This is a genomic window from Streptomyces sp. AM8-1-1, from assembly GCF_032229325.1.
GTDB classification, from domain to species: Bacteria; Actinomycetota; Actinomycetes; order Streptomycetales; family Streptomycetaceae; genus Streptomyces; species Streptomyces achmelvichensis.
In genome coordinates this window covers 3,926,251-3,949,590 of record NZ_CP135086.1, presented here as the reverse complement: position 1 = coordinate 3,949,590, position 23,340 = coordinate 3,926,251, and the positions used below count along the sequence as shown (strand labels likewise).

The 23,340-nt window shown below is 69.7% G+C and carries 27 protein-coding genes and 1 tRNA gene; 20 read left to right on the top strand and 8 right to left on the bottom strand.

Features of this window, described 5'->3' with window-relative positions:
• Positions 1-63 precede the first annotated feature (63 nt).
• The 10 genes from RPQ07_RS17795 to xerC all read left to right on the top strand — a co-directional run bounded on the left by RPQ07_RS17795 (position 64) and on the right by xerC (position 6,212).
• Positions 64-414 (top strand): hypothetical protein, encoded by a 351-nt coding sequence (locus RPQ07_RS17795; protein ID WP_313945135.1) that lies wholly within the window; start codon positions 64-66, stop codon positions 412-414.
• Between the two features lie 5 nt (positions 415-419).
• Positions 420-1,760, top strand: a complete 1,341-nt coding sequence (locus RPQ07_RS17790) for an FtsK/SpoIIIE domain-containing protein (protein WP_313945134.1) — start codon at positions 420-422, stop codon at positions 1,758-1,760.
• 81 nt (positions 1,761-1,841) lie between these two features.
• On the top strand, positions 1,842-2,453 hold the full coding sequence (locus RPQ07_RS17785; protein ID WP_313945133.1) for a DUF2637 domain-containing protein: 612 nt from the start codon (positions 1,842-1,844) through the stop codon (positions 2,451-2,453).
• Between the two features lie 11 nt (positions 2,454-2,464).
• Positions 2,465-2,683: a hypothetical protein gene (locus RPQ07_RS17780; protein WP_313945132.1), complete on the top strand. Its 219-nt coding sequence runs from the start codon at positions 2,465-2,467 to the stop codon at positions 2,681-2,683.
• Positions 2,653-2,844: a mobile element transfer protein gene (locus RPQ07_RS17775; RefSeq protein WP_313945131.1), complete on the top strand. Its 192-nt coding sequence runs from the start codon at positions 2,653-2,655 to the stop codon at positions 2,842-2,844. Before RPQ07_RS17780 ends, RPQ07_RS17775 begins: the two co-directional genes overlap by 31 nt.
• A 10-nt stretch (positions 2,845-2,854) precedes the next feature.
• Positions 2,855-3,049, top strand: coding sequence for a hypothetical protein (locus RPQ07_RS17770; RefSeq protein WP_313945130.1), 195 nt, complete (start codon positions 2,855-2,857; stop codon positions 3,047-3,049).
• A 16-nt stretch (positions 3,050-3,065) separates the two neighbouring features.
• Complete coding sequence (locus RPQ07_RS17765) at positions 3,066-3,365, top strand: hypothetical protein (protein ID WP_413777839.1); 300 nt, start codon at positions 3,066-3,068, stop codon at positions 3,363-3,365.
• Between the two features lie 153 nt (positions 3,366-3,518).
• Positions 3,519-4,841: a replication initiator gene (locus RPQ07_RS17760; protein WP_313945128.1), complete on the top strand. Its 1,323-nt coding sequence runs from the start codon at positions 3,519-3,521 to the stop codon at positions 4,839-4,841.
• On the top strand, positions 4,834-5,046 hold the full coding sequence (locus RPQ07_RS17755; RefSeq protein WP_313945127.1) for an excisionase family DNA-binding protein: 213 nt from the start codon (positions 4,834-4,836) through the stop codon (positions 5,044-5,046). Before RPQ07_RS17760 ends, RPQ07_RS17755 begins: the two co-directional genes overlap by 8 nt.
• On the top strand, positions 5,046-6,212 hold the full coding sequence (xerC, locus tag RPQ07_RS17750; RefSeq protein ID WP_313945126.1) for a site-specific integrase: 1,167 nt from the start codon (positions 5,046-5,048) through the stop codon (positions 6,210-6,212). The genes RPQ07_RS17755 and xerC overlap by 1 nt, the downstream gene beginning before the upstream one ends.
• Positions 6,213-6,263: 51 nt before the next feature.
• On the opposite strand, the gene RPQ07_RS17745 is transcribed toward xerC, so the two are convergent.
• Positions 6,264-6,337 (bottom strand) — tRNA-Gly (locus tag RPQ07_RS17745).
• A gap of 501 nt (positions 6,338-6,838) precedes the next feature.
• On the opposite strand from RPQ07_RS17745, the gene dcd reads away from it, so the two are divergent.
• Positions 6,839-7,414 (top strand): dCTP deaminase, encoded by a 576-nt coding sequence (dcd, locus tag RPQ07_RS17740; protein ID WP_313945125.1) that lies wholly within the window; start codon positions 6,839-6,841, stop codon positions 7,412-7,414.
• A 3-nt stretch (positions 7,415-7,417) separates the two neighbouring features.
• Positions 7,418-7,915 carry a phosphoribosyltransferase gene (locus RPQ07_RS17735; RefSeq protein WP_313945124.1) on the top strand — a complete coding sequence of 166 codons (498 nt, stop codon included), beginning with the start codon at positions 7,418-7,420 and terminating at the stop codon, positions 7,913-7,915.
• A gap of 80 nt (positions 7,916-7,995) precedes the next feature.
• On the opposite strand, the gene RPQ07_RS17730 is transcribed toward RPQ07_RS17735, so the two are convergent.
• The 4 genes from RPQ07_RS17730 to RPQ07_RS17715 form a co-directional block, all read right to left on the bottom strand.
• Positions 7,996-8,877, bottom strand: coding sequence for a Yip1 family protein (locus RPQ07_RS17730; RefSeq protein WP_313945123.1), 882 nt, complete (start codon positions 8,875-8,877; stop codon positions 7,996-7,998).
• A gap of 174 nt (positions 8,878-9,051) precedes the next feature.
• Positions 9,052-10,251 (bottom strand): VCBS repeat-containing protein, encoded by a 1,200-nt coding sequence (locus RPQ07_RS17725; RefSeq protein WP_313945122.1) that lies wholly within the window; start codon positions 10,249-10,251, stop codon positions 9,052-9,054.
• A 224-nt stretch (positions 10,252-10,475) separates the two neighbouring features.
• The gene (locus tag RPQ07_RS17720) at positions 10,476-12,743 is read right to left on the bottom strand and encodes a (Fe-S)-binding protein (protein WP_313945121.1); all 2,268 of its coding nucleotides are present in this window, start codon (positions 12,741-12,743) and stop codon (positions 10,476-10,478) included.
• 130 nt (positions 12,744-12,873) lie between these two features.
• Positions 12,874-13,437, bottom strand: coding sequence for a sugar transferase (locus tag RPQ07_RS17715; protein ID WP_313948933.1), 564 nt, complete (start codon positions 13,435-13,437; stop codon positions 12,874-12,876).
• Between the two features lie 272 nt (positions 13,438-13,709).
• Here RPQ07_RS17715 and dnaK point away from each other — a divergent pair, with 272 nt between their 5' ends.
• From dnaK to RPQ07_RS17685, 6 genes are all read left to right on the top strand, one after another.
• A complete protein-coding gene (dnaK, locus tag RPQ07_RS17710) occupies positions 13,710-15,581 on the top strand; it encodes a molecular chaperone DnaK (RefSeq protein ID WP_313945120.1) in 1,872 nt (623 codons plus the stop codon).
• Positions 15,578-16,228, top strand: a complete 651-nt coding sequence (gene grpE, locus RPQ07_RS17705; RefSeq protein ID WP_313945119.1) for a nucleotide exchange factor GrpE — start codon at positions 15,578-15,580, stop codon at positions 16,226-16,228. The genes dnaK and grpE overlap by 4 nt, the downstream gene beginning before the upstream one ends.
• A 30-nt stretch (positions 16,229-16,258) precedes the next feature.
• Complete coding sequence (gene dnaJ / locus RPQ07_RS17700; RefSeq protein WP_313945118.1) at positions 16,259-17,449, top strand: molecular chaperone DnaJ; 1,191 nt, start codon at positions 16,259-16,261, stop codon at positions 17,447-17,449.
• Position 17,450: 1 nt separating this feature from the next.
• Complete coding sequence (locus RPQ07_RS17695) at positions 17,451-17,906, top strand: heat shock protein transcriptional repressor HspR (protein WP_313945117.1); 456 nt, start codon at positions 17,451-17,453, stop codon at positions 17,904-17,906.
• A 243-nt stretch (positions 17,907-18,149) separates the two neighbouring features.
• Positions 18,150-18,398, top strand: coding sequence for a hypothetical protein (locus RPQ07_RS17690; RefSeq protein WP_313945116.1), 249 nt, complete (start codon positions 18,150-18,152; stop codon positions 18,396-18,398).
• 146 nt (positions 18,399-18,544) lie between these two features.
• Positions 18,545-18,775 carry a hypothetical protein gene (locus RPQ07_RS17685; protein ID WP_313945115.1) on the top strand — a complete coding sequence of 77 codons (231 nt, stop codon included), beginning with the start codon at positions 18,545-18,547 and terminating at the stop codon, positions 18,773-18,775.
• Between the two features lie 151 nt (positions 18,776-18,926).
• On the opposite strand, the gene RPQ07_RS17680 is transcribed toward RPQ07_RS17685, so the two are convergent.
• Entirely contained in the window at positions 18,927-19,919 is a 993-nt protein-coding gene (locus RPQ07_RS17680) for a helix-turn-helix transcriptional regulator (RefSeq protein ID WP_313945114.1), read from the bottom strand.
• 174 nt (positions 19,920-20,093) lie between these two features.
• On the opposite strand from RPQ07_RS17680, the gene RPQ07_RS17675 reads away from it, so the two are divergent.
• A complete protein-coding gene (locus RPQ07_RS17675; RefSeq protein WP_313945113.1) occupies positions 20,094-20,330 on the top strand; it encodes a LuxR C-terminal-related transcriptional regulator in 237 nt (78 codons plus the stop codon).
• Between the two features lie 176 nt (positions 20,331-20,506).
• Here the strand turns inward: RPQ07_RS17675 and RPQ07_RS17670 are convergent, their stop codons facing one another.
• Positions 20,507-21,025, bottom strand: coding sequence for a hypothetical protein (locus tag RPQ07_RS17670; RefSeq protein WP_313945112.1), 519 nt, complete (start codon positions 21,023-21,025; stop codon positions 20,507-20,509).
• A 65-nt stretch (positions 21,026-21,090) separates the two neighbouring features.
• A complete protein-coding gene (locus RPQ07_RS17665) occupies positions 21,091-22,845 on the bottom strand; it encodes an ABC transporter ATP-binding protein (RefSeq protein WP_313945111.1) in 1,755 nt (584 codons plus the stop codon).
• 199 nt (positions 22,846-23,044) lie between these two features.
• Between RPQ07_RS17665 and lxmA the strand changes: the two genes are divergently transcribed.
• Positions 23,045-23,260 carry a lexapeptide family class V lantibiotic gene (gene lxmA / locus RPQ07_RS17660; RefSeq protein WP_313945110.1) on the top strand — a complete coding sequence of 72 codons (216 nt, stop codon included), beginning with the start codon at positions 23,045-23,047 and terminating at the stop codon, positions 23,258-23,260.
• The last annotated feature ends 80 nt before the right edge of the window (positions 23,261-23,340 follow it).

The following is a 23,340-nucleotide window of genomic DNA, read 5'->3' as shown; positions in this document are numbered from 1 at the left end:
CTTCGAACTTGCTAAGTCAACCTGTCAGGTGTTGGCGGGTGTCCACACAGAGGAGAAATCTCAGTGCGAATGATGCGAATCGACGCCTCGACGGCGACGGTCCTGTTGACGGAGTCTCCGGCGCCGAAACTGCGCGACCGGCAGACCGGTGAGATCGCCAAGGACGCCGTGACCGGCGAAGCTCTGATGACAGTCGGCGTCGTCTACATCGACCAGGGGGAGTCCTCCCTGATCGCGGTGACCGTTCCGCAGAGCGGCGTCACGGAGGGGCTCGCCGTAGGTGCGCCCGTCTCGCTGCCGGGACTGGTTGCTCGACCGTGGGAGAGCATCTTCAACGGTCAGGCCCGTCACGGCATTGCCTTCCGTGCGGCTGCTGTCGCCCCCGGCGCCTACCCGGCCGGGCAGGAGGGCTGATCGCCGTGGCTGACCTGGTGACGCTCGCCGAACTCGGCGGAGCATGTACCGCCGTTGGCGGGGTGGCCTACGCCCGCAAAGCGCATCCCTCGGTCTACTGGTCCATGGTCGGCCTGCCCGTCTCGACGGCGAGGCTGTTGGTCTCGTACGGCTCCACCATGGACGCGTGCGGACTCACGGTTCCGCCATCCCGGCTGCGGGCGCTCGCGGTAAGGACAGCCACCCGCCGCGAGGTACGCCCGGTCCCTCCCCGTCGTGGTCTGGTCCGCCCGACCGCGACGGGGCTCCGGGTACGGCTCCGCCTTGCCCCCGGGCAGGAGCCGGCGGACGTAGCTGCCTCATGCGAGCGGCTGCGGCACGCCTGGGGCGTTCACGCCGTCCACGTCCGGAGCATCAAGCCGGGCGTGGTCGAACTGCGGCTCGTCGGCTTCGACGTCCTGCGGGCCGTGAAGATGCCACGCCACACGGAGAAACGGCTTCTCTCCGTGCCCGTAGCTCTCCGGGAGGACGCGACCCCGTTCGTGCGCGACTACCGGGCGATCCCTCACCAGCTCGTCCTCGGGGCCACGCTCTCGGGGAAATCCATGTTCCTACGCAATCTGCTGGCGGCGCTGGCCGCGCAACCCGTGTCGCTCGTCGGCATCGACTGCAAGCGCGGTGTGGAGCTCGCTCCCTTCGCGTCCCGGCTCTCCGCCCTGGCCACGGACCCGGATGAGGCTGCCGGGCTGCTGCCGGTACTCGTGCAGGAGATGGAGAACCGGTACGACCTGATCCGGGCCCGGCAGAGCATTGCCCCCGGCATCCCGGACGAGGAGATCACCTCCGACATCTGGGGCCTGCCCGACGACGAACGGCCGGCTCCGATCGTGCTCTTCGTCGACGAGGTAGCGGAACTGTTCCTCGTTGCCACCCGCAAGGACGAGGAACGACGTGACGAGATGGTCACCCAGCTCATCCGTCTCGCGCAGCTCGGGCGGGCCGCGGGCATCTACCTGGAGGTCTGCGGACAACGCTTCGGGGCCGAGCTGGGCAAGGGGGCAACCATGCTCCGGGCCCAGCTCACCGGTCGCGTCTGCCACCGAGTGAACGACGAGGCATCGGCGAAGATGGCGCTCGGCGACATCGCTCCCGAGGCGGTGTACGTCGCCTCCGCCATCCCGCCCGAGGCGCCGGGGGTCGCGGTCGTCGGCGATTCGTCGGGCGGCTGGTCCCGCATTCGTACGCCGTACCTCTCGCTCGCCGACGCTGCCGTTACCTGCCGTGAGTCGGCCCATCTCGCCCCACACATACCGGCGCTGGAGCCCTTCCGGCCGTACGCCCCGGCCGAGCTGGTCCCCGCCAGCTGAGCGCTCAGTTCCCCTCGGTTGGCGCGACCGCCTCGTGCCAAGTCCCTACCCCGCCATGCCCGAAACCGGAGGAGTCCTGCCGTGCGCGCGCTGCCCGTCCGCGTTGATGCCGTACTGATCCAAGCGGTCATCGCCGCCGCGCTGTCCTTCGCGCATCTCCATGACCTGGCCGTGGCAGCGGGCCAGGACGGCTGGAAGGCGTGGGCCTATCCGGTCAGCGTCGACCTGCTGATGGTCGCTGCCTGGAAGCGGCTGCGGACGGGGGAGTCGAGGGCGGCCGGGTGGTCATGGTTCCTGGTGGCCATCGCGGCCAGCCTCGGGGCGAACGTTGCCACTGCCGGGCTTCTCGACCTGGACAACGTCCCGGCTTGGCTCCGCATCACCGTGGCCGGTTGGCCGGCGGTCGCCTTCCTCGGCGGCACCCTGCTCGCTCACGGGCCGAGTGACCGAACGGAAGCCGTCACGGAACCGGACTCGCTGCACACGGTCGAGCCGGAGTCACCCGCGCTACCTGCGCCCCGGGAAGCGCCCCGCACCACTGCCCAGCCCCCAGCGGCTCTCGTCGACCACGCCCGAAAGGTCGCGGCCGAACACCTCACCCGTACGGGATCTCCGATCGATACCGCCACCCTTCGCGCCCGGCTCGGCGTTCCGATGCCGCTCGCCGAGGCCATTGCCGCCCAACTCAGCTGACCGACAAGGAAATGCCGTTGCGTCCGTCCACGCTCCGCACGCTCAAGCGCGCGGCCGAACTGACCCGCCAGAACCACTTCGTTGAAGCCGTGCTCCTCGCCGAGCCGGTGATCCTCAGCGCCGACGAGCAGGAAGCCGGCGAGATCCGCCGATGGCTCATCGACCACACAGCCGAATTAATCCAGGGAGGGACCCGCTCATGTCCACACAGCCGCGCTTCCGACGAGTGACCCGCGTCGGACCGGTCCAGGTCGGCACCTACTACGACGGCCGGGGCCGTGAGAAGCACACCGCCGCCTGTACGGCTCCGCGCTGCGGCTTCTCCACCGACTTCGACAGCCGCGCTGCCGCCGAGTTGGCGGCACGTACACACCGCTGTTCCGTCCGCTGAGGAGCTTCCAGTGACCGTCAGTCTGCCGCTCGTCTTCGTCCTCGGCGTCGTCGCCTGGGCCGCGATCAAGTTCCTCGGCATCCGCCTCTGGGTCGCTGTCGTCGTCGCCCTCTTCGGCTTCTGGCTCTCCCAGACCTTCCTCGCCCCGGCGATCGAGTCCGGTACGCGCTCTGGAGTCGACGTCGTCAACGGCACCAACAAGTGAGAGGAGAACTGCCGTGTTGCTTCGCCCCAAGATGCCCGACGCTCCGCCGGTCCCGACCGCGCACATGATCACTTCGGCGCTGCCCACCGAACGGCATCACTCCGCCGCCCAGTGTGCCTGCCGCCACACTTCGGCGGCCTCCGCTGCGCGACCGGTCGTCCCGTACGTGGGCTTGGGCGTCGGAGCCGTCGCTGCCGTACTCGTGGTCGGCGTCGTGCTGACCGCGCTGCTGGCCACGGTCGCCGTAACGGCCGTCTCCGTCTCCATTGCGGCCCTGGTGCTGCGTTCTCTGCTCGGTCGCGCGCGAACACGCTGAGCGGCCTGCCGGGGCGGTCTCGATACCGCCAAGCATCCCGCCGCTCCGGCAGGCACCGACCCTCCCGACCACTGTCGAAAGGACAGCTCCATTACTACCGGACACACTCCACCGCCGCTGAAGGATCTGGGTGGGCTTGCCGCGCTCGGCAATATGCCTGCTCTCGTCCGTCAATTACGCGGCCTGGGCGGCTGCACGAACCCCGTGCGCCTCGAGGGCCACCGCACCGAATACGAACTCAACCCGCGAACGGGTGAGATCGGCCGGGTCCTGCACCACCTCAACTCGGTAGAGCTCCCGGCCGGCCGTCTCCTGGTTCGCTGCAACAACCGCCGGGCGACTCGCTGTGCGGCCTGCGCAGAGGTCTACCGCCGGGACACCTTCCAGCTCGTCACGGCCGGCCTGCGGGGCGGCAAGGGCAACCCTGACACGGTCGCCCAACATCCCAGGGTGTTCGCCACGTTCACCGCGCCCGGCTTCGGGGCTGTTCACAACCGACCCACCGATCGGCGTGGAACCGTACGGCCCTGCCGGTGCGGTGCATTACACGACCAGGACGACGATCTACTCGGGGTGCCCCTGGACCCGGCGACGTACGACTACGAGGCCGCCGTCCTGTGGAACGCCCACGCGGGCATGCTCTGGCGCCGCTTCTCCATCTACCTGCGCCGAGAGATCGCCAAGCGCGCCGGGCTTACTCAGCGAGACTTCCCCCAGGCCGCGCGCGTCTCATTCGCCAAGGTGGCCGAGTACCAGAAGCGTGGCGCGGTCCACTTTCACGCAGTGATCCGCATCGACGGCCCGGACGGCAGCTACAGCTCACCTCCGCCATGGGCAACGACCGAGCTGCTGACCGACGCGATTCGTGCCGCTGCTCGCAGTGCGGCCGTCAATGGACCCCTGGTCGAGGGTCGGCCGCATGTGTTCATGTTCGGCCGACAGCTCGACGTACGCCCAATCCGCTCGCCCGAATTCGACGGTCCGGCTGAACTGACCGAACGCGCTGTGGCTGCCTACATCGCCAAGTACGCCACCAAAGGCGCCGAGGCGGCGACGGGCACGCTGGACCGGCCGATCAAGTTCCTGGCCGAGCTGGCCTACGCGCGCATCACCGACCACGCCCGGCGAATGATCCGCACGGCGTGGCTGCTCGGTGCGCGCAAAGACCTGGCTGAGCTGCGACTGAGGGCGTGGGCCCACATGCTCGGCTTCCGCGGCCACTTCTCGACCAAGACACGCCGCTACTCGACCACTCTCGGAGCGCTGCGCAATGCCCGAGCCGAGTGGAGGCGTGCCCAGGCACTCGCGGCCCTGCCCGAGGAACTGCGCTCGATCGACGTCGACCAGGACGAGGAGACGACGTACGTCGTCGCGCACTGGGCCTTCGCCGGCATCGGCCTCACCCGCGGCAAGGAGTGGCTATCCGCCTCACTCGCCCCTGCCCTCGGTACGGAAGGAGAACCCACCCATGGCTGAGCGGCTTCTGACCGTCGCGCAAGCCGCTGAGCGGCTGGGCACGAGCGAGCGTTTCCCCCGCCGCCTGATTGCCGAGCGGCGCGTGACCTTCGTGAAGGTCGGTCGACATGTCCGCATCCCTGAAGGCGCCTTAGCGGCCTTCATCGACGCCAACACCGTGCAGCCCATCCACCGTCGCCGCTCGCGCTACCGGAGGGCCGCCTGATGGCTGCCAAGAAGAAGCGGCGCTTCGGGCGCATCCGCAAGCTGCCGTCCGGCCGCTACCAGGCTCGCTATCAGGGCCCCGACGGCATCGACCGGCCGGCACCGCAGACCTTCGAGTCGGCCCGAGACGCTGACGACTGGCTCGCGGAACAGCAGACCGAGATCCGTCGAGGGGACTGGGCAGACCCCGACGCTGGTGCGGTCAACTTCGAGGAGTACGCCCTCCAGTGGGTCAAGGAGCGTCGTCTTTCGCCGACCACGGACGAGCTGTATCGGCGGCTGCTCCGGCTGCACGTCCTGCCCACCTTCGGCGGCATGGACCTGGACGAGATCACCCCGCCTCGCGTCCGTTCCTGGCGTTCGGAACGACTCGACACCACTGGGGCTCACACCACGATCGCGAAGGCCTACCGACTGTTGAAAGCGGTCATGCAGACGGCTGCGGACGACGAGTTGATCCGGCGCAACCCCTGCCGCATCCGCGGTGCGGGCAAGGAAATCGCCGAAGAACGCCCCACCGCCACCGTCGCCCAGGTCGACGCGCTCGCCGAGGCGATGGGACCCCGCTGGCGACTGATGGTCTACGTCGCCGCGTACGGCCCGGCCCGTCCTGAGGAACAGGCCGCGATGCGGCGTCGTGACGTCGACCTGGAGCACGTCGGCATCTGGGTGCGCGCGGCTGAGCCCGAACTCACCACGGGGCGCCGGGCACCCGGCGACACCAAGTCGGACGCGGGCAGGCGCTTCCTGGTGCTGCCGGCCTTCATGGAGAAGGACCTGAAGCGGCACCTGGCCTGGTACGCGGAGAAGGCTCCGGACGGACTGCTGTTCGTGGGGGAGAAGGGTGCCCCGTTCCGGCGGTCGTCCTTTGGACGGAAGTGGCGGCAGGCTCGCGCCAAGGTCGGGCTTCCGGACAACTTCCGCTTCTACGATCTTCGTCACACCGGGCACACGCTCTCGACGCAGTCGGGCGCCACCCTCAAGGACACGATGGTGCGGGCGGGGCAGTCCTCGGAGCGGGCCGCGCTGATCTATCAGCACTCGAACCTGGAGCGGCAGAGGGAAGTGGCCGACGGGATCGACGCCCGTGTCCAGGCCGAGCGGGAGAAGGCCGGCCCCGTGCCCGACGATCAGGCATCGGGCACGCAACGGGCACGGGACGCCTAGCGTGGTCCAGACAACAACAAAGGCCCGGGTCTATGACCTGGGCCTTTTCCATGGAGCGGGTGACGGGAATCGAACCCGCGCTCTGAGCTTGGGAAGCTCATGTTCTACCATTAAACTACACCCGCCTTGCGGACCGTGATCGGATCCGCAGCGTCGCTCACTCTACCTCATCGCAGGCCCCCGGCGAATGACGCCGCGGGGCCCGCGTGGCGTTCGCCGGTCCGGGGCCGCCTCGGATGCGGGTGCGGGGCGCGGGAGTTGGGGCGTACCGTTGGAGTCGTCCTGCGGTCGGAGTGCCGCCCGCAGCGTCGTCCCGTACATCCCCTAATGTGGTCGTTCGTCCGCATTCGTTGGGGAAGGGAACCGATGGACTTGATGGAGCGCACCGTCGTCCGCTGTGCCGATGGGCATGTCTTCAGTACCTCTTCGTTCCCGATGCAGCAGCTCGGGAACGCCCGGATCGGGCCCGGGCGGCTCATCCGTTGTCCGCGGTGTGCGCGGCTGCGGAGCGTCGTGCCCGTGGAGTCCGTCGAGCGGTAACCGCAGACAGGGAGACAGCTGGGGACAGCAGAGGCGCGCGGGCTGCCGGGTGCGGCGGGGTCGCGCGCTCTGCGTATCCTCGGGGAGTGCTTCTCTCAGACAAGGACATCCGGGCCGAGATCGACGCCGGGCGGGTCCGCCTCGACCCGTTCGACGAATCCATGGTGCAGCCCTCGAGCATCGATGTGCGGCTCGACCGCTACTTCCGGGTGTTCGAGAACCACCGCTATCCCCACATCGACCCCGCCGTCGAGCAGGCCGATCTGACGCGCCTCGTCGAGCCGGACGGGGACGAGGCGTTCATCCTGCATCCCGGGGAGTTCGTGCTGGCCTCCACGTACGAGGTCATCTCGCTGCCCGACGATCTGGCCTCCCGGCTGGAGGGCAAGAGTTCCCTCGGGCGGCTCGGGCTGGTCACCCACTCGACCGCCGGGTTCATCGACCCCGGGTTCTCCGGGCACGTCACGCTGGAGCTGTCGAATCTCGCGACGCTGCCGATCAAACTGTGGCCCGGCATGAAGATCGGCCAGCTGTGCCTCTTCCGGCTCAGCTCGTCGGCCGAATTCCCGTACGGGAGCGAGCGGTACGGCTCGCGCTACCAGGGGCAGCGCGGTCCCACCGCCTCCCGGTCGTTCCAGAATTTCCATCGGACACAGGTGTGACGCATGAGTGACGTACGAGAGAACCTGACGTACGAGAAGTTCGGCGGCGCGGTCCGGGAGCTGGCGCAGACCATCGCCGACGACGGGTACGAGCCCGATGTCGTGCTGTCCATCGCCCGCGGTGGTGTCTTCGTCGCCGGCGGGCTCGCGTACGCGCTCGACTGCAAGAACATCCACCTGGTCAACGTGGAGTTCTACACCGGGGTGGGCACCACCCTGGAGATGCCGGTGATGCTCGCGCCGGTGCCCAACGTGATCGACTTCTCGGACAAGAAGGTCCTGATCGCCGACGACGTCGCCGACACCGGCAAGACGCTGAAGCTGGTCCGCGACTTCTGCGTCGACCATGTCGCCGAGGTGCGCAGCGCCGTCATCTACGAGAAGTCGCACTCCCTCGTGAAGTGCGAGTACGTGTGGAAGCGGACGGATGACTGGATCAACTTCCCCTGGAGCGTGGAGAAGCCCGTCGTCCGCCGGGCTGGTCAGATCCTCGACGCCTGAGCGGTCGGCAGCAGGACCTACGGCCGAAGGAAGGGCCCCCGCCGATGCCGGCGGGGGCCCTTCTCCGTGTGCTCAGCGGGTCAGATCGTGCCCAGCTTGATGATCGAGAGCAGCGCGATCAGCTGGATCGCCGACGCCCCCAGCGCCTTCGGCCACGGCAGGTCGTGCGACTTGCTCACCATCGAGGTGAACAGGGCCGCCGCCGCGAGCCAGGTCGCCCAGCCGAGGATCTGGACCAGGGAGTTCTCGCCGCCCAGGAAGAGGGCGAAGACCAGCCGCGGTGCGTCCGTGATGGACATGATCAGCATGGAGAGGCCGACCGTCGGCTGCCAGGCGCCGTCGCCGCCGAGCTGGCGGGCGAGGGTGTGGGTCACCGCGCCGAGGATCAGGCCGCCGATCACGAACGCGACGGCCGTGGTCAGGACGTACGGGATCGCCGTGGAGATCGTCGCGTTGATGGTCTCTTCGCGGGCCTTGTCGAAGCCGAAGATCGCGAGCATGCCGTAGAGGAACGTGACGACGATCGCGGGGCCCCAGACCGCGTAGTCGCGCATCTGGAAGAACGTCGGTCCCGGGCGCAGCACGATGCCGCTCAGCAGCTGCTTCCAGTGCAGTCGCGGACCCGAGGGGGCGGCGGGGGTGTTGCCCGCCTGGTAGGTCGCGCCGTGGCCGTACGGGTCCTCGTTGACGCTGAACGCCTGGGTGTGACCAGGGTTGTTGGCGTACGGGTCACCCTGCGGGCCGCCCTGGTGCGGGTGCTGCTGGTACGGGTCGCCGAAGTACTCCGGCTCGCCGTACGGTCCCTGCTGCGCGCCGCCGCCCGCATGAGGCCACTGCGGCCGCTGCTGCTGTGCGTACGGCGGCGCCCCATGGCCTCCTCCGCCGCCGTACGGCGGTGGTGCCTGCGGGGGTTGCTGCTGCGTGCGGTTGTCCCGGCCGCGTCCGATCCTGAATCCAGCCACGTATTCGAACGTACCCGGTCCGGCGGCGCCGGGTGGAGCGGAGCGGGATCGCGCGGGCCTTTGCTGCTGAGCTGTGACATCCCTTAAGGGAACCCCGGGGGGTCAGCCGGAAGGGCCTCGCGGGCCTGTCGAGGCCCCGTGCCGGGGGCCGTCGCAGAGCGCCGGAAGGGGGCCTCAGCGCAGGAAGACCGATGTGCTGAAGGTGATCACCGGCTTCGTACGTCCCGCCGTGTACAGCGCCACCACGTCCGTCCGCTCGCCCCGGTACGTCGTCCGTGTCACCAGGTCGGGGCGCCTGTCGCCGTCGAAGTCCGCCGTGCGCAGCAGCTGAGTGACGGGAGCCCTGCCTGCCGGGGACGCGGGGAGTTCCGGCAGCGGCAGGGGCTCGGCGCGGTACGGGCCGCCCGCGCGTCCGGGGCCGTCCGGGCCGCCCAGCAGGAGGGTGCCCTCGGCCGCCGTACCGGGCCGGGGCGCGCGGGCGGAGACCACGAGGTCGTCGTAGCCGTCGGCGTCGGTGTCGGGGCCCGTGGCCGGGGCGGAGAGGGCCGGACCGGCCACGGAGACGGCCGCTTCGGCCGCGCGCGGAGCTCCGGTACGGGTGAAGGGGCCGCGCAGGAAGCCGAGCCGGAAGCCGGCCTCCCGTGCGGAGGTGGTGACCGCCAGATCCGCGCTGCCGTCGCCGTCGAAGTCGCCGCAGACGGCGCCGGGCTGTACGTCGCCGGGGCGGGCCCGCTCGGGGATGCGCAACGCGACCGCCGCGCCGGACAGGCCGATGGGGGAGCCGAAGAGCAGCTGGAGCGCTGCGGGCGGGCGGCCGGTGCCGTCGTACGGCGGGGTGTCCGCGGTGATGACCAGGTCCGCGAAGCCGTCCCCGTCGAGGTCGCACGAGGTGGCGGCCTCGACGACGGCGGGAGGCCTGTCCCGGACGGCGGTGGCGTGGGCGCGCGGGGTCAGGAGGCGGCGTACGGAGGGGTCGAGGGCGCGCGGTCCCGCGGTGCCGTAGACGATGCCGATGCCCGCGTCGGCGGGGGCGCCGCCCTTGCTCCTGCCGTCGGCGCGGCTCTCGCCGGGTGCCACGACGAGGTCGTTCAGGACGAGGTCACGGTGGCCGTCGCCGTTGAAGTCGTCGGGGAGGCGGCTGCCTCTGCCGCGGGGGACCGGGAGCAGCTCGCCCGCCGTCCGGCCGGCAGGAGGCGGGGCGTCACCGTTCTTGGCACCCGCCCCCGCCCCGGCCCCGGTCGGGCCGGCCGGCTCCGCCGTGGGCGTACAGCCGGACGTACAGCCCGCCAGCAGCAGGGCGCAGAGGCCGAGTGCGCCGAGTGCGGACGCCCTGCGCGCGCCGGAGGGGCGATGCGTCCTGCGTGTCCCGGTCACCGCCCCACCGTCCGTCCTGTCCGCACAGCCACCGTCCCGTTCGTTCCGTACGCCTCGGCTTCGCTCTGCCGCCCCATGATGCTCGTCCGGCCCCGCCCGCATGCCCGCGGAACACCCACGGACACGAAGAAGCGGCCGGTTCTGCCCCCGAGGCAGATCCGGCCGCTTCCTTCATCCGTAGGCGCCACCAGGCACCCGTCTCGTGCGCCAGTCGCGTGTGCCCGTTACTTCACCGGTTCCGGCTCCGGGGCGTCCTCGGGCTCCTCGGACGCCGCCGGGTCGGCCGGGGTCCTGACGGAGTCGAGGAGGAGCTGCGCGACGTCGACGACCTGAAGGCTTTCCTTCGCCTTGCCGTCGTTCTTCTTGCCGTTGACGGAGTCGGTGAGCATGACGAGGCAGAAGGGGCAGGCGGTGGAGACGATGTCCGGGTTGAGGGACAGGGCCTCGTCCACGCGCTCGGTGTTGATGCGCTTGCCGATCCGCTCCTCCATCCACATCCGCGCGCCGCCGGCGCCGCAGCAGAAGCCGCGTTCCTTGTGGCGGTGCATCTCCTGCTGGCGCAGGCCCGGGACGGCGGACATGATCTCGCGCGGCGGCGTGTAGACCTTGTTGTGACGGCCCAGGTAGCAGGGGTCGTGGTACGTGATGAGGCCCTCGACCGGGGTCACCGGGATCAGCTTGCCCTCGTCGATGAGGTGCTGGAGCAGCTGCGTGTGGTGGATGACCTCGAACTCGCCGCCCAGCTGCGGGTACTCGTTCGCGATCGTGTTGAAGCAGTGCGGGCAGGTCGCGACGATCTTCTTCGAAGCCTTGGGCTTCTTCGTCGACTCGTCCTCGTCGTCCTCGCCGAACGCCATGTTCAGCATCGCGACGTTCTCCTGGCCGAGCTGCTGGAACAGCGGCTCGTTGCCGAGGCGGCGGGCCGAGTCACCGGTGCACTTCTCGTCGCCGCCCATGATCGCGAACGTGACGCCCGCCATGTGCAGCAGTTCCGCGAAGGCCTTGGTGGTCTTCTTGGCCCGGTCCTCCAGGGCGCCGGCGCAGCCGACCCAGTACAGGTACTCGACCTCGGTGAGGTCCTCGACGTCCTGTCCGACGATCGGGACCTCGAAGTCGACCTCCTTGGTCCACTCGACGCGCTGCTTCTTGGCCAGCCCCCAGGGGTTGCCCTTCTTCTCCAGGTTCTTGAGCATCGTGCCCGCCTCGGACGGGAACGCGGACTCGATCATCACCTGGTAGCGGCGCATGTCGACGATGTGGTCGATGTGCTCGATGTCGACCGGGCACTGTTCCACGCACGCACCGCAGGTGGTGCAGGACCACAGCACGTCCGGGTCGATGACGCCGTTCTCCTCGAGCGTGCCGATCAGCGGACGCTCGGCCTCCGCGAGGGCGGCCGCGGGAACGTCCTTGAGCTGCTCCTCGGAGGCCTTCTCCTCGCCCTCCATCGTCTTGCCGCCGCCGGCCAGCAGGTACGGGGCCTTGGCGTGCGCGTGGTCGCGCAGCGACATGATGAGCAGCTTCGGGGAGAGCGGCTTTCCGGTGTTCCAGGCGGGGCACTGCGACTGGCAGCGGCCGCACTCGGTGCACGTGGAGAAGTCGAGGATGCCCTTCCAGGAGAACTGCTCGACCTGGGAGACGCCGAAGACGTCGTCCTCGCCCGGGTCCTCGAAGTCGATCTCCTTGCCGCCGCTCGTCATCGGCTGGAGCGCGCCGAGGGCGGTGGAGCCGTCGGCGTTCCGCTTGAACCAGATGTTCGGGAAGCCGAGGAAGCGGTGCCAGGCGACACCCATGTTGGTGTTGAGCGAGACCGTGATCATCCAGATCAGCGAGGTGCCGATCTTGATCATCGCGGTGAAGTAGATCAGCGTCTGGAGCGTGGAGACGCTCAGTCCCTTGAACGCCAGGACCAGGGGGTACGAGACGAAGTACGCGGCCTCGTAGTGGTCCACGTGGTGGATCGCGCCCTCGAGCCCGCGCAGGGCGAGGATCGCGAGTCCGATGGTGAGGATGACGTACTCGACGAAGTAGGCCTGCCAGGCCTTCGAGCCGGCGAAGCGGGACTTGCGGCCCGCGCGGGACGGCAGGTTCAGCAGCCGGATCGCCATCAGGATGACGATGCCGACGACCGTCATCAGACCGATGAACTCGATGTACATCTCGAACGGCAGGAAGCCGCCCAGGATCGGCAGGACCCAGTCGGCCTCGAAGAGCTGCCCGTACGCCTGCGCCAGCGTGGGCGGCAGGGTGAGGAAGCCGATGGCGACGAACCAGTGGGCGAAGCCCACGATCCCCCAACGGTTCATACGGGTATGGCCGAGGAACTCCTTGACCAGGGTGATCGTGCGCTGCTTGGGGTCGTCGGTCCGGCTGCCCGCAGGCACGGGCTGGCCGAGCTTCACGAACCGGTAGATCTGCGCGACGGCTCGGGCGATGAGCGCAACGCCGACCACGGTCAGAACCAACGACACGATGATCGCGGCGAGTTGCATGAGGGGGCTCCTCGGGCCTGCGAGGGTGGGAAACTATCCAGCACTACTAAGCGGTAACTTATCCAGTCCGTGCTGAGAGTACCCACTTATTCCGCCGCACTGTAGCTGGGCGGCCGGTGATCTGTGTCGCTCAGGCATGCCTCACCGGGACGCGCGGGCGGCGTCCGGCGAGAGCGGCGGGCAGGGTACGGACCATGATCGCCAGGTCGAGTCCCAGCCAGTGCTGTTCGACGTAGTGGAGGTCGAGGACGGCCTTCTCCTCCCAGGGCATTTCGGAGCGGCCGCTGACCTGCCAGAGGCCGGTGAGGCCGGGGCGCACTCCGAGACGGGTGCGGAGGCCGCCGACGGCGGGGTCGGCGTCCTCGGGGCGCAGCGGACGCGGGCCCACCAGCGACATCTCTCCGCGGACGACGTGGATCAGCTGGGGCAGCTCGTCGAGGAAGTGGCGGCGCAGAAGGCGTCCGGTGCGGGTGCCCGGGGCCGCGTGGAAGGCGAGTATGCCGAAGGGGCGGCCCGCGAGGCCGATGCGCCGGTGCCGGACGAGGGCCGTCCGCCGTGAGGTCAGGGCGACCGCGAGGGTGATGACGGACATCAGCGGGGCCAGGAGAAGGAGCAGCAGCAGGCCGCCCGTCACATCCATCAGGCGTTTGGCGGAAACACGCCTGACGGGCGTCAACCGCTCGACCGGCATCATGGGCACACACCCTTCCTCCGCTGTTGACTGGCCTTGACCGTATTTTTGCGCGTTTGGCGCTATTGCGGCTACGACTCTGGCAGAAGGACGCCATTCGATCGCTGCGCCACGCGTGTGAGGCCGTCCGGCCGGGCAAGCGGCACTGGTCACGGCGCAGTATGCATATAAGAGCGGGATAAAAGTTGAGTGGGGTCGACTCAGGTCTGTTGACTACGGAGACCGGGTCATGCATCCTTGAGCGAGATCTACTCAAGTCTGCTGGAGGAATTGACATGGCACGTGCGGTCGGCATCGACCTGGGCACGACTAACTCCGTCGTCAGCGTTCTGGAGGGCGGCGAGCCCACCGTCATCACCAACGCCGAGGGTGCCAGGACCACGCCGTCCGTCGTCGCCTTCGCGAAGAACGGTGAAGTGCTGGTCGGCGAGGTGGCCAAGCGCCAGGCGGTCACCAACGTCGACAGGACCATCCGGTCGGTCAAGCGCCACATGGGCACCGACTGGAAGATCGAGCTCGACGGGAAGAACTTCAACCCGCAGCAGATGAGCGCCTTCATCCTGCAGAAGCTGAAGCGCGACGCGGAGTCCTACCTCGGCGAGAAGGTCACCGACGCGGTGATCACCGTCCCGGCGTACTTCAACGACTCCGAGCGCCAGGCGACGAAGGAGGCCGGCGAGATCGCCGGTCTGAACGTGCTGCGTATCGTCAACGAGCCCACCGCGGCCGCCCTGGCGTACGGCCTCGACAAGGACGACCAGACCATCCTGGTCTTCGACCTCGGTGGCGGCACCTTCGACGTCTCGCTGCTGGAGATCGGCGACGGCGTCGTCGAGGTGAAGGCGACCAACGGTGACAACCACCTCGGTGGTGACGACTGGGACCAGCGTGTCGTCGACTACCTGGTGAAGCAGTTCGCCAACGGTCACGGCGTGGACCTGGGCAAGGACAAGATGGCTCTCCAGCGTCTCCGCGAGGCCGCGGAGAAGGCGAAGATCGAGCTCTCGTCCTCGACCGAGACGACGATCAACCTTCCCTACATCACGGCATCGGCCGAGGGCCCGCTGCACCTGGACGAGAAGCTGACGCGCGCTCAGTTCCAGCAGCTGACCGCCGACCTGCTGGAGCGCTGCAAGACGCCGTTCCACAACGTCATCAAGGACGCGGGCATCCAGCTCTCCGAGATCGACCACGTCGTTCTCGTCGGTGGCTCGACCCGTATGCCCGCCGTCGCCGAGCTCGTCAAGGAGCTCACAGGCGGCAAGGACGCCAACAAGGGCGTGAACCCGGACGAGGTCGTCGCCATCGGCGCCGCGCTCCAGGCCGGTGTCCTCAAGGGTGAGGTCAAGGACGTCCTGCTCCTCGACGTCACCCCGCTGTCCCTCGGTATCGAGACCAAGGGCGGCATCATGACCAAGCTCATCGAGCGCAACACCACGATCCCGACCAAGCGGTCCGAGATCTTCACGACGGCCGAGGACAACCAGCCGTCGGTGCAGATCCAGGTCTACCAGGGCGAGCGCGAGATCGCGGCGTACAACAAGAAGCTCGGGATGTTCGAGCTGACCGGTCTGCCGCCGGCCCCGCGCGGGGTCCCGCAGATCGAGGTCGCCTTCGACATCGACGCCAACGGCATCATGCACGTGACCGCGAAGGACCTGGGCACGGGCAAGGAGCAGAAGATGACCGTCACCGGCGGCTCCTCGCTGCCGAAGGACGAGGTCGACCGGATGCGCCAGGAGGCCGAGCAGTACGCGGACGAGGACCACCGCCGCCGCGAGGCCGCCGAGTCCCGCAACCAGGGCGAGCAGCTCGTCTACCAGACCGAGAAGTTCCTCAAGGACAACGAGGACAAGGTCCCGGGCGATGTGAAGACCGAGGTCGAGGAGGCGCTCGGCGAGCTCAAGGAGAAGCTCAAGGGCGAGGACACGGCCGAGATCCGCACCGCGACCGAGAAGGTCGCCGCCGTCTCGCAGAAGCTGGGCCAGGCCATGTACGCCGACGCCCAGGCCGGCCAGGCCGCCGGTGGCGGCGAGGGCGCGCAGGACGGTGCCGCGGGTCAGTCCGCTGACGCCGCCGACGACGTCGTGGACGCCGAGATCGTCGACGACGAGAAGGACTCCGGGCGTCAGGGTGGTGCCGCGTGACGGAGGAGACTCCGGGGTTCGACGAGCACGACGAGAACCCCTCCGTCCCCTCCGGCTCGACATCTGACGACGCCGCCGAGCCCGCCGAGTCCTCCGAGAAGGAGGGCCCGGCGGCCCCGGCAGGGGACGCAGCAAAGATTGCCGGTCTGACGGCACAGCTGGACCAGGTCCGTACGGCTGCCAACGAGCGCACGGCCGACCTCCAGCGGCTCCAGGCCGAGTACCAGAACTACCGCCGTCGTGTGGAGCGCGACCGGATCACGGTCAAGGAGATCGCCACGGCGGCTCTGCTGACCGAGCTCCTGCCCGTGCTCGACGACATCGGCCGCGCCCGTGAACACGGGGAACTCGTGGGCGGGTTCAAGTCGGTCGCCGAATCTCTCGAGACGGCGGCCGCCAAGATGGGCCTGCAGCAGTTCGGCAAGGAGGGCGAGCCCTTCGACCCGACGATCCACGAGGCGCTGATGCACAGTTACGCACCGGACGTCACCGAGACCACGTGCGTCGCGGTGCTTCAGCCGGGGTATCGCATCGGCGAGCGGACCATCCGCCCCGCGCGGGTCGCGGTGGCCGAGCCCCAGCCGGGCGCGGCGCCCAAGGACGAGACGGCGAACGACGAGGAGAGCGGTGGCCCGGACGAGGGCTGACGCAATGATCGTCCGAGAGGAGGGACGTCGATGAGCACGAAGGACTTCGTCGAGAAGGACTACTACAAGGTTCTCGGCGTCCCCAAGGACGCCACCGAGGCCGAGATCAAGAAGGCGTACCGGAAGCTCGCCCGCGAGTTCCACCCGGACGCCAACAAGGGCGACACCAAGGCGGAGGAGCGCTTCAAGGAGATCTCCGAGGCCAACGACGTACTCGGCGACCCCAAGCGGCGCAAGGAGTACGACGAGGCGCGCGCCCTCTTCGGCAACGGCGGCTTCCGGGCCGGGCCCGGTGCCGCCGGCGGCAGTTTCAACTTCGACCTGGGCGACCTCTTCGGGGGCGCCCAGGGCGGGCCGCAGGGCGGAGGTGCCGGCGGCTTCGGCGGCGGCCTCGGCGACGTCTTCGGCGGGCTGTTCAACCGCGGCGCCGGCACCGGCGCGGGTACGCGGACGCAGCCCCGCCGCGGCCAGGACATCGAGTCCGAGGTGACGCTCAGCTTCACCGAGGCGGTCGACGGGGCCACGGTCCCGCTGCGGATGTCCAGTTCGGCGGCGTGCAAGGCGTGTGCGGGTACCGGCGACAAGAACGGCACACCCCGGGTGTGCCCGACCTGCGTCGGCACCGGCCAGGTCTCGCGCGGCGGCAGCGGCTCGTTCTCGCTGACCGACCCGTGCGTGGACTGCAAGGGCCGCGGGCTCATCGCGCAGGACCCCTGCGAGGTCTGCAAGGGCAGCGGGCGTGCCCGCTCCTCGCGCACCATGCAGGTCAGGATCCCCGCGGGCGTCTCCGACAGCCAGCGGATCCGGCTGCGCGGCAAGGGCGCCCCGGGCGAACGGGGCGGTCCAGCGGGCGACTTGTACGTGGTTGTGCACGTCGACGCCCATCCCGTCTTCGGCCGCAAGGGCGACAACCTCACGATCACCGTGCCCGTCACCTACACGGAGGCGGCGCTGGGCGGCGAGGTGAAGGTGCCGACCCTGGGCGGCCCGCCGGTGACGCTGAAGCTGCCCGCGGGCACCCCCAACGGCCGTACGATGCGGGCCCGTGGCAAGGGAGCCGTCCGCAAGGACGGCACCCGCGGTGATCTGCTGGTCACCGTCGAGGTCGCGGTCCCCAAGGAGCTGAGCGACAAGGCGAAGGAAGCGCTGGAGGCCTACCGCGAAGCCACCGCGGAAGAGGACCCGCGGGCCGAGCTGTTCCAGGCCGCGAAGGGAGCATGAGATGGATGGCCGGAGCGGACGTAGCCGGAACCCTTATCAGCTGACCGACGAGTCACCGGTGTATGTGATCTCGGTGGCGGCCCAGCTGTCCGGCCTGCACCCCCAGACCCTGCGTCAGTACGACCGTCTCGGTCTGGTCTCTCCCGACAGAACCCCCGGCCGGGGCAGGCGTTACTCGGCCCGCGACATCGAACTGCTGCGCACCGTCCAGCAGTTGTCGCAGGACGAGGGCATCAACCTGGCCGGTATCAAGCGCATCATCGAACTGGAGAACCAGGTCGCGGCGCTCCAGTCCCGCGTCGCCGAGCTGGCTTCGGCGGTCGAGGGCGCGGCGGCGGCCATGCAGCAGCGTGAGGCCCAGGTGCACGCCTCGTACCGGCGCGATCTCGTGCCGTACCAGGATGTGCAGCAGGCGAGCGCGCTGGTGGTGTGGCGGCCCAAGCGGACCTCGGAGTAGGACCGTTCGGCCCGCGGCCGACAGCCAGGAGCTGTCGGTACGGGGCCTTCCAGCAGGACACCCGGCGGGGCCGGAGAGCGACACGCTCTCCGGCCCCGCCGTCGTGCTGTCCGCTGGCATATAGCTGACCCCCCGGTGCAGCAAGCTGACAGCGATCTCGGTGGAGTGCGTCCGGACCCGCTGGCAGGCTGGAACTCGCCGGCAGGAAAGAGTCAGCACGCGAGGTTTGTGGGGGAATGAGCGATGAGCGTCAGCACTGTTGCCAGAAAGAGCACCGCGGCCCTGATCTCGGGCGTGGCCGTGCTCGCACTGGCGGCGCCGGCCCAGGCGTTGGCCGGACCGGCCGGGGCCGGGAACACCGGCGGTCAGGGTGTGCACGGGCAGTCGGGCCTGGCGGTCGAGGTGGCGGGGAAGCTCTGCGGGCTGCCCCTGCCGAAGCCCCTTTCCACGGTGGTGGGCAACGTGGCGATGTGCGTCAACGGCTGGCAGTGAGGGTGCCGGACGAGCGGGCACGGGAGGTACCCGCGGCACCGGAAGGGGGCGTGGGGGCAGGGGTACACGCGGAGCCCGACGGGCCCGCACGGGTGGAAGGGCCTGCGGGGGCAGGGGGTTTCGCGGCGGCGGGGGGATGCGCCGAGTTGCACGCCGTTCGCGTCGTCGCGGACGCGGCGCCGGGGGAGATCGCCGTCATCAGGCTCATCGGGATGCTGCCCGCGGACTGGGTCTGCGGGCAGCGGGTGGAGGAGGACCGCATCTGGTTGCGGGTCCATTCGGCGGGGGGAGCCGGAACCGATGTCGTACAGGAGCGGCTCAGGGCCGCGCTCAGGGAGGGACCGCCGGGGTGGCGGGAGACGGCGCCGCGTCCGTGACGCCGCCCGCCTGCCGCGTGGCAGCGTCCGCGACACCCGCCGCCCGGCGTGTGGCCGCGCTGGTGACGCCGCCCGCCCGACGTGTGGCAGCGTCCGCGACACCCGCCGCCCGCCGTGTGACCGCGCTGGTGACGCCGGCCGCCCGCCGTGGCTAGATCAGGCCCTTCTCCCGGGCCAGCAGGGCCGCGTGAGGTCTGCTGCTGGCCCCCAGGATGCGCAGCACATCGGCCACATGGCGGCGGTACGTACGGACCGAGATGTCCAGGTTCCGGGCGCCCGTCTCATCCTTGGCCACCCGGCACATCTCCTCCAGGACCTGCTGCTCGACACCGGAGAGCACGCCCGACGGCGCGGACTCCGTGTCCGTGAGGGCGGGCAGATCCGTCGCGTGGTCCCAGATCTTCTCGAAGAGCGCCAGGATGTTGGAGACCAGCCCGGCCTGCTGGGTGACCAGCGCGCCGCGGGCGGTGTCCACCGGATCGACGGGGACCAGTGCGGTCTGCCGGTCGTAGACGAGGATGCGCTCCGAGAGGCTGTCGGCGACGCGGATCACCGCGCCCTGCACGGTCAGTTCGCGCAGATAGGCGACGGTCGGAGGGTGGTCGAGCGCCTCGCGCAGCACCACGCTGCGGATGCGCACACCGCGCCGCAGACAGCGGGTGTCGAGCGGCCGGGAGTGCGCGATGTTCTCCGGGGTCAGAGCCGTGTACGGCTCGACGGAGAGGATCTCCTCGCGGGCGAAGAAGGCCAGGTCGTCGATCCGGTCGCGGAGCCTGGCGAGGACCTCCAGCCGTTCGACCCCCTGGGTCACGAGCGGGCGCGCGTCCTGCTCGGCCCGCAGCCCGGCGATCAGATGCCGGGACTGGGTGACCTGGCGGAGCTGGTCGTGCAGTTCGCGCAGCCGCAGGTCGGTGAGGCGGTCCACCGCGTTCTCCGGGTCGGCGGCGACGGTCCCGCCGGCCTCGCCCGTGCGCAGCAGGCTCAGTTCCGTGAGCCGCTCCAGCACCTTTTCGACTTCCTCGCGCGCTGCGTGGAGGAGGACATGGATGTCCTCGGCGGAGGTGTCCGGATTCCTCAGGAAGTGCCGGTAGACACGCTCCTCCGTGGCTGTCAGTCCGAGTATGGACAGGCTTGCGCCGCTCACTGTTGCCCCCCGTGCCGTCCTGCCGATGGCCCGCCGGGCATGGGTCAGATGCTGCGCGAGCCACCGAAGTGATCAAGGAGAGGGTAATTCAACGGTAAAGGCGTTGCGAGGGCCCGGACCGGTCGATGGACGGGGGACGGTGAACGATCAATGAAGGAGGCAGCCTTGATATCAGTGACCGATCGACACGTACTGGACTTCACCCGGCTCACGGAGCGTGAGCTGGAGGTGCTGCTCCTGCTGGCGAGCGGCGAGCAGAACCGGTGGGTGGCACGCCGGCTGGGCATCGCCGAACGCACGGTGAGGGCGCACACGACGAGCATCGTGCGGAAGCTGAATCTGAAGTCGCGCTTTGAGGCGGCGCTCGTGTCGAACCTGTACGCGGACGACATCAGGGGCGTCCGCGTCTGACGGTGGGACGGGGCGCCTGAGCGCGCTGAGCGTGCGAACGCCGGACGGCCGGGGACCTCCCCGCCCGTCCGGCGTTTTCGCGTCTCGGGCGCCCGAGTGCGGGACAGCCCGCCGGCCACGGGAGCCACGGACGGCTCCGCGCTCCGGACCGTCCCCGGAGCGCCCGAAGTCCCCTGCTACGGAAGGGCCGTGGCCACCGCGTCGATCGCCATCATCCACATCGGCTGGGCGCCCGTGCCGAAGGCCGCCGCGAGGGCGTAGCCCACCGCCGCGTCCAGCGGCTCGATCTTCGCGTCCTCGCGCCACTCCGCTATCACCCGGCCGTCGCCGTCCGAGGAGAAGTCGCCGATGTGCAGGCCGTCGCGGACGAGGCGGCTGCTCGGGACGGAGTCCGGGACCAGACGGTACGACGTGCCCGCGTGGTCGACGTCCACGGCGTACGAACGCCGGGTCAGACGGCCCTTGGACGGGGTCAGCTTCGCCGGGGTGCCGTCGATCCGCAGGGTCAGCTGTTCGGGGTCGCGGGTGCCGATGGCGATGTGGTCGTCCTTCTCCGAGTCCGGCGCGCGGTCGAGGGTGATCCGGGGGATCGCCTCGCCCTCGACCAGCAGGGATTCCTGGCCCTCCAGCCGGACGCGCAGCTCTCCGAAGCGGTCGTCCTGGACGGGGGCGGGTGTGGGGGCGGTGTCGTTCATGGGGGGTCCTTCGGTCCTTCAGCGTGGTCAGAACTGACGGTTCACAACAGTGTGTCGGGTGGTGCTCAGTGGGCCGCGGCCAGTTGGGTCGCGGTGAGGTCCCGGTAGAGATCATTCCTTGCGAGCAGGTCCTGGTGCAGCCCGTGGTCGCGAACCCGGCCGCCCTCGAAGAGGATCAGCTGGTCCGCGGAGGTCACGGTGGACAGCCGGTGCGCGATGAGCAGCACCGTGCAGTCCTCCGCGGCCTGTTCGACCGTCTTGCGCAGAGCTGTCTCGCTCAGGCCGTCCAGATGCGCGGTGACCTCGTCGAGGAGGAGCACCTGGGGCCGGCGCAGCAACGCGCGCGCGATGGCGAGGCGTTGGCGTTCACCGCCCGACAGGGCGAGGCCGCGGGAGCCGATGGCGGTGTCGAGCCCGTCGGGCAGGCCCGCCACGAAGCCGTCCAGGAGTGTCTTGCGCAGCACGTCCGCGATGTCCGTCTCGCTCGCGTCGGGAGCGGAGTACAGGAGGTTCTCCCGGATCGTGCCGGCGAGCATCGGGGAGTCCTGTTCGACATAGGCGATACGGCGCCTGAGCTCGGCCCGGGTGAACGAGCGGATGTCGGTGCCGTCGAGGAGGATGCTGCCGCCGTCCAGGTCGTAGAACCGCTGGATCAGGGAGAAGACGGTGGTCTTCCCCGAGCCCGAGGGGCCCACGATCGCCGTGATGCCGCCGGCGGGCGCGGTGAAACTGGTGCCCACGAGCGTGGGCGTCCGCCCGGGATAGCCGAACGTCAGGTTCTCGACGGTGACCCGCGGCGGCGGGCCGACCGGGGCGGCGGGCTGGTCGTCCACGTCGTCCTCCGCCTCCATCCCGCGCACCTCCTCGATACGGGCGAGGGCGCCGAGTCCCTGCTGGAGCGCGGTCGTTCCGCCGACGAGGGAGAGCACGGGACCGCCCAGGTTGAACAGATAGAGCAGGAAGCCGATCAGGGCCGCCAGGTCCAGGGTGCCGGTGGCGACGAGCGCGCCGCCGAAGCCGATGACCGCGAGGAACGACGCCTGCACGATCAGGCCGGAGAGCACGGCGATCATGGCGTGGTAGCGGGCACCGGTGAGTCCGGCGCGATAGGCGTTCTCGGCGGCCGCCGTGGCCCGTTCGGTCTCCTTCGCCTCACCGCCGTTGGCCTTCACGGTGCGGGCGGCGCCCAGCGAGCGGTCGAGGGCGGCGCCGATGTCGCCGACGGAGCGCTGTGCCTCGGTGGTGACCCGGCGGATGCGCGGCATGACCACACCCATGGCGACCCCGATGACGAGCAGCACACCCGAGGTGATGCCGAGCAGCGGCAGACTGGTGATGCCCATCAGCACGATGGTGGCGAGCAGATGGATCGATCCGTCGACGAGCTGGATGAGCCCGCCGGTGGCCGCGTGCTGCACGAGCGTGGAGTCGGACGTGACGCGGGTGGTCAGGCCGCCCGGTTCGGTGCGGTCCAGTTCGCCGGTGCGCAGCCGGATCAGCCGGGAGATGAGGCCGCGGCGGACCTGGAGGACCACGCGTTCGGCGGTGCGCTCGCTCAACCAGGCCTGGGACCACATGAGTCCTATCGACAGGACCAGCAGCCCGACCAGGAGAAGGATGTCGTCGCGCAGGCTGCTGCCGGTCATCAGCTTGGTGAGGACCGACTGGATGACCATGGGCTGGGCGAGGCCGGCGGCGCTGCCCAGCAGGGTCAGCAGCAGCACCACCGAGAGGACTCCGCGGTGCGGCCGCGCATACGAGAGCAGCGCGCGCAGCGCGGGCCGCTCGGCCGGAGGCTGTTCTGCGTCAGGTGTGTTCACCCCGGTATTTCTAGTCCCTCTATATGTGCGCGGGGAATTGGCGCTTGCGGCTATGCCGGGACCGGCTATGCCCCGAGCGGCAATGCCGCAACGGTCGTTGCCGCAACAGCCAATGGTGCCGCGTCCGCGAGGTGGGCCACTATCGATCTGTCCGCAACGGACAAGCCCTCAAGGGCCATTACCCACCGAAGGAATTCTCATGCAGAACGTTTCCGAGAAGGACCTGTTCGACGGCTACACCGCCTACACCTCGGCCGAGGAGCTGGGCCTGCACGACGGCAAGGAGGCCGCCCCGGCGTTCAGCCCCACCATCCCGTGGGCGATCCGCGCCACCATCATCACCGCCCGCTCCTCGCAGCAGTGTGCCGCCGCGCTCGGCTCCCTCGCCGCGAAGACCGTCGAGAAGAAGTGCTGATCACGCCTGCCGTGAGCTGAGCCTCGGGGTCCGGCCGGCGCGCCCGCGCTGCCGGCCGGACCCGGCCCCGTCCCGTCCGC

Coding starts and splice junctions, on each gene's coding strand:
- RPQ07_RS17720 (WP_313945121.1), bottom strand. CDS start 12,743: ATGCAACTCGCCGCGATCATCGTGTCGTTGGTTCTGACCGTGGTCGGC.
- RPQ07_RS17775 (WP_313945131.1), top strand. CDS start 2,653: ATGTCCACACAGCCGCGCTTCCGACGAGTGACCCGCGTCGGACCGGTC.
- RPQ07_RS17670 (WP_313945112.1), bottom strand. CDS start 21,025: ATGAACGACACCGCCCCCACACCCGCCCCCGTCCAGGACGACCGCTTC.
- RPQ07_RS17755 (WP_313945127.1), top strand. CDS start 4,834: ATGGCTGAGCGGCTTCTGACCGTCGCGCAAGCCGCTGAGCGGCTGGGC.
- RPQ07_RS17735 (WP_313945124.1), top strand. CDS start 7,418: ATGAGTGACGTACGAGAGAACCTGACGTACGAGAAGTTCGGCGGCGCG.
- RPQ07_RS17695 (WP_313945117.1), top strand. CDS start 17,451: ATGGATGGCCGGAGCGGACGTAGCCGGAACCCTTATCAGCTGACCGAC.
- RPQ07_RS17690 (WP_313945116.1), top strand. CDS start 18,150: ATGAGCGTCAGCACTGTTGCCAGAAAGAGCACCGCGGCCCTGATCTCG.
- RPQ07_RS17715 (WP_313948933.1), bottom strand. CDS start 13,437: ATGATGCCGGTCGAGCGGTTGACGCCCGTCAGGCGTGTTTCCGCCAAA.
- dnaK (WP_313945120.1), top strand. CDS start 13,710: ATGGCACGTGCGGTCGGCATCGACCTGGGCACGACTAACTCCGTCGTC.
- xerC (WP_313945126.1), top strand. CDS start 5,046: ATGGCTGCCAAGAAGAAGCGGCGCTTCGGGCGCATCCGCAAGCTGCCG.
- RPQ07_RS17780 (WP_313945132.1), top strand. CDS start 2,465: ATGCCGTTGCGTCCGTCCACGCTCCGCACGCTCAAGCGCGCGGCCGAA.
- dnaJ (WP_313945118.1), top strand. CDS start 16,259: ATGAGCACGAAGGACTTCGTCGAGAAGGACTACTACAAGGTTCTCGGC.
- lxmA (WP_313945110.1), top strand. CDS start 23,045: ATGCAGAACGTTTCCGAGAAGGACCTGTTCGACGGCTACACCGCCTAC.
- RPQ07_RS17760 (WP_313945128.1), top strand. CDS start 3,519: ATGCCTGCTCTCGTCCGTCAATTACGCGGCCTGGGCGGCTGCACGAAC.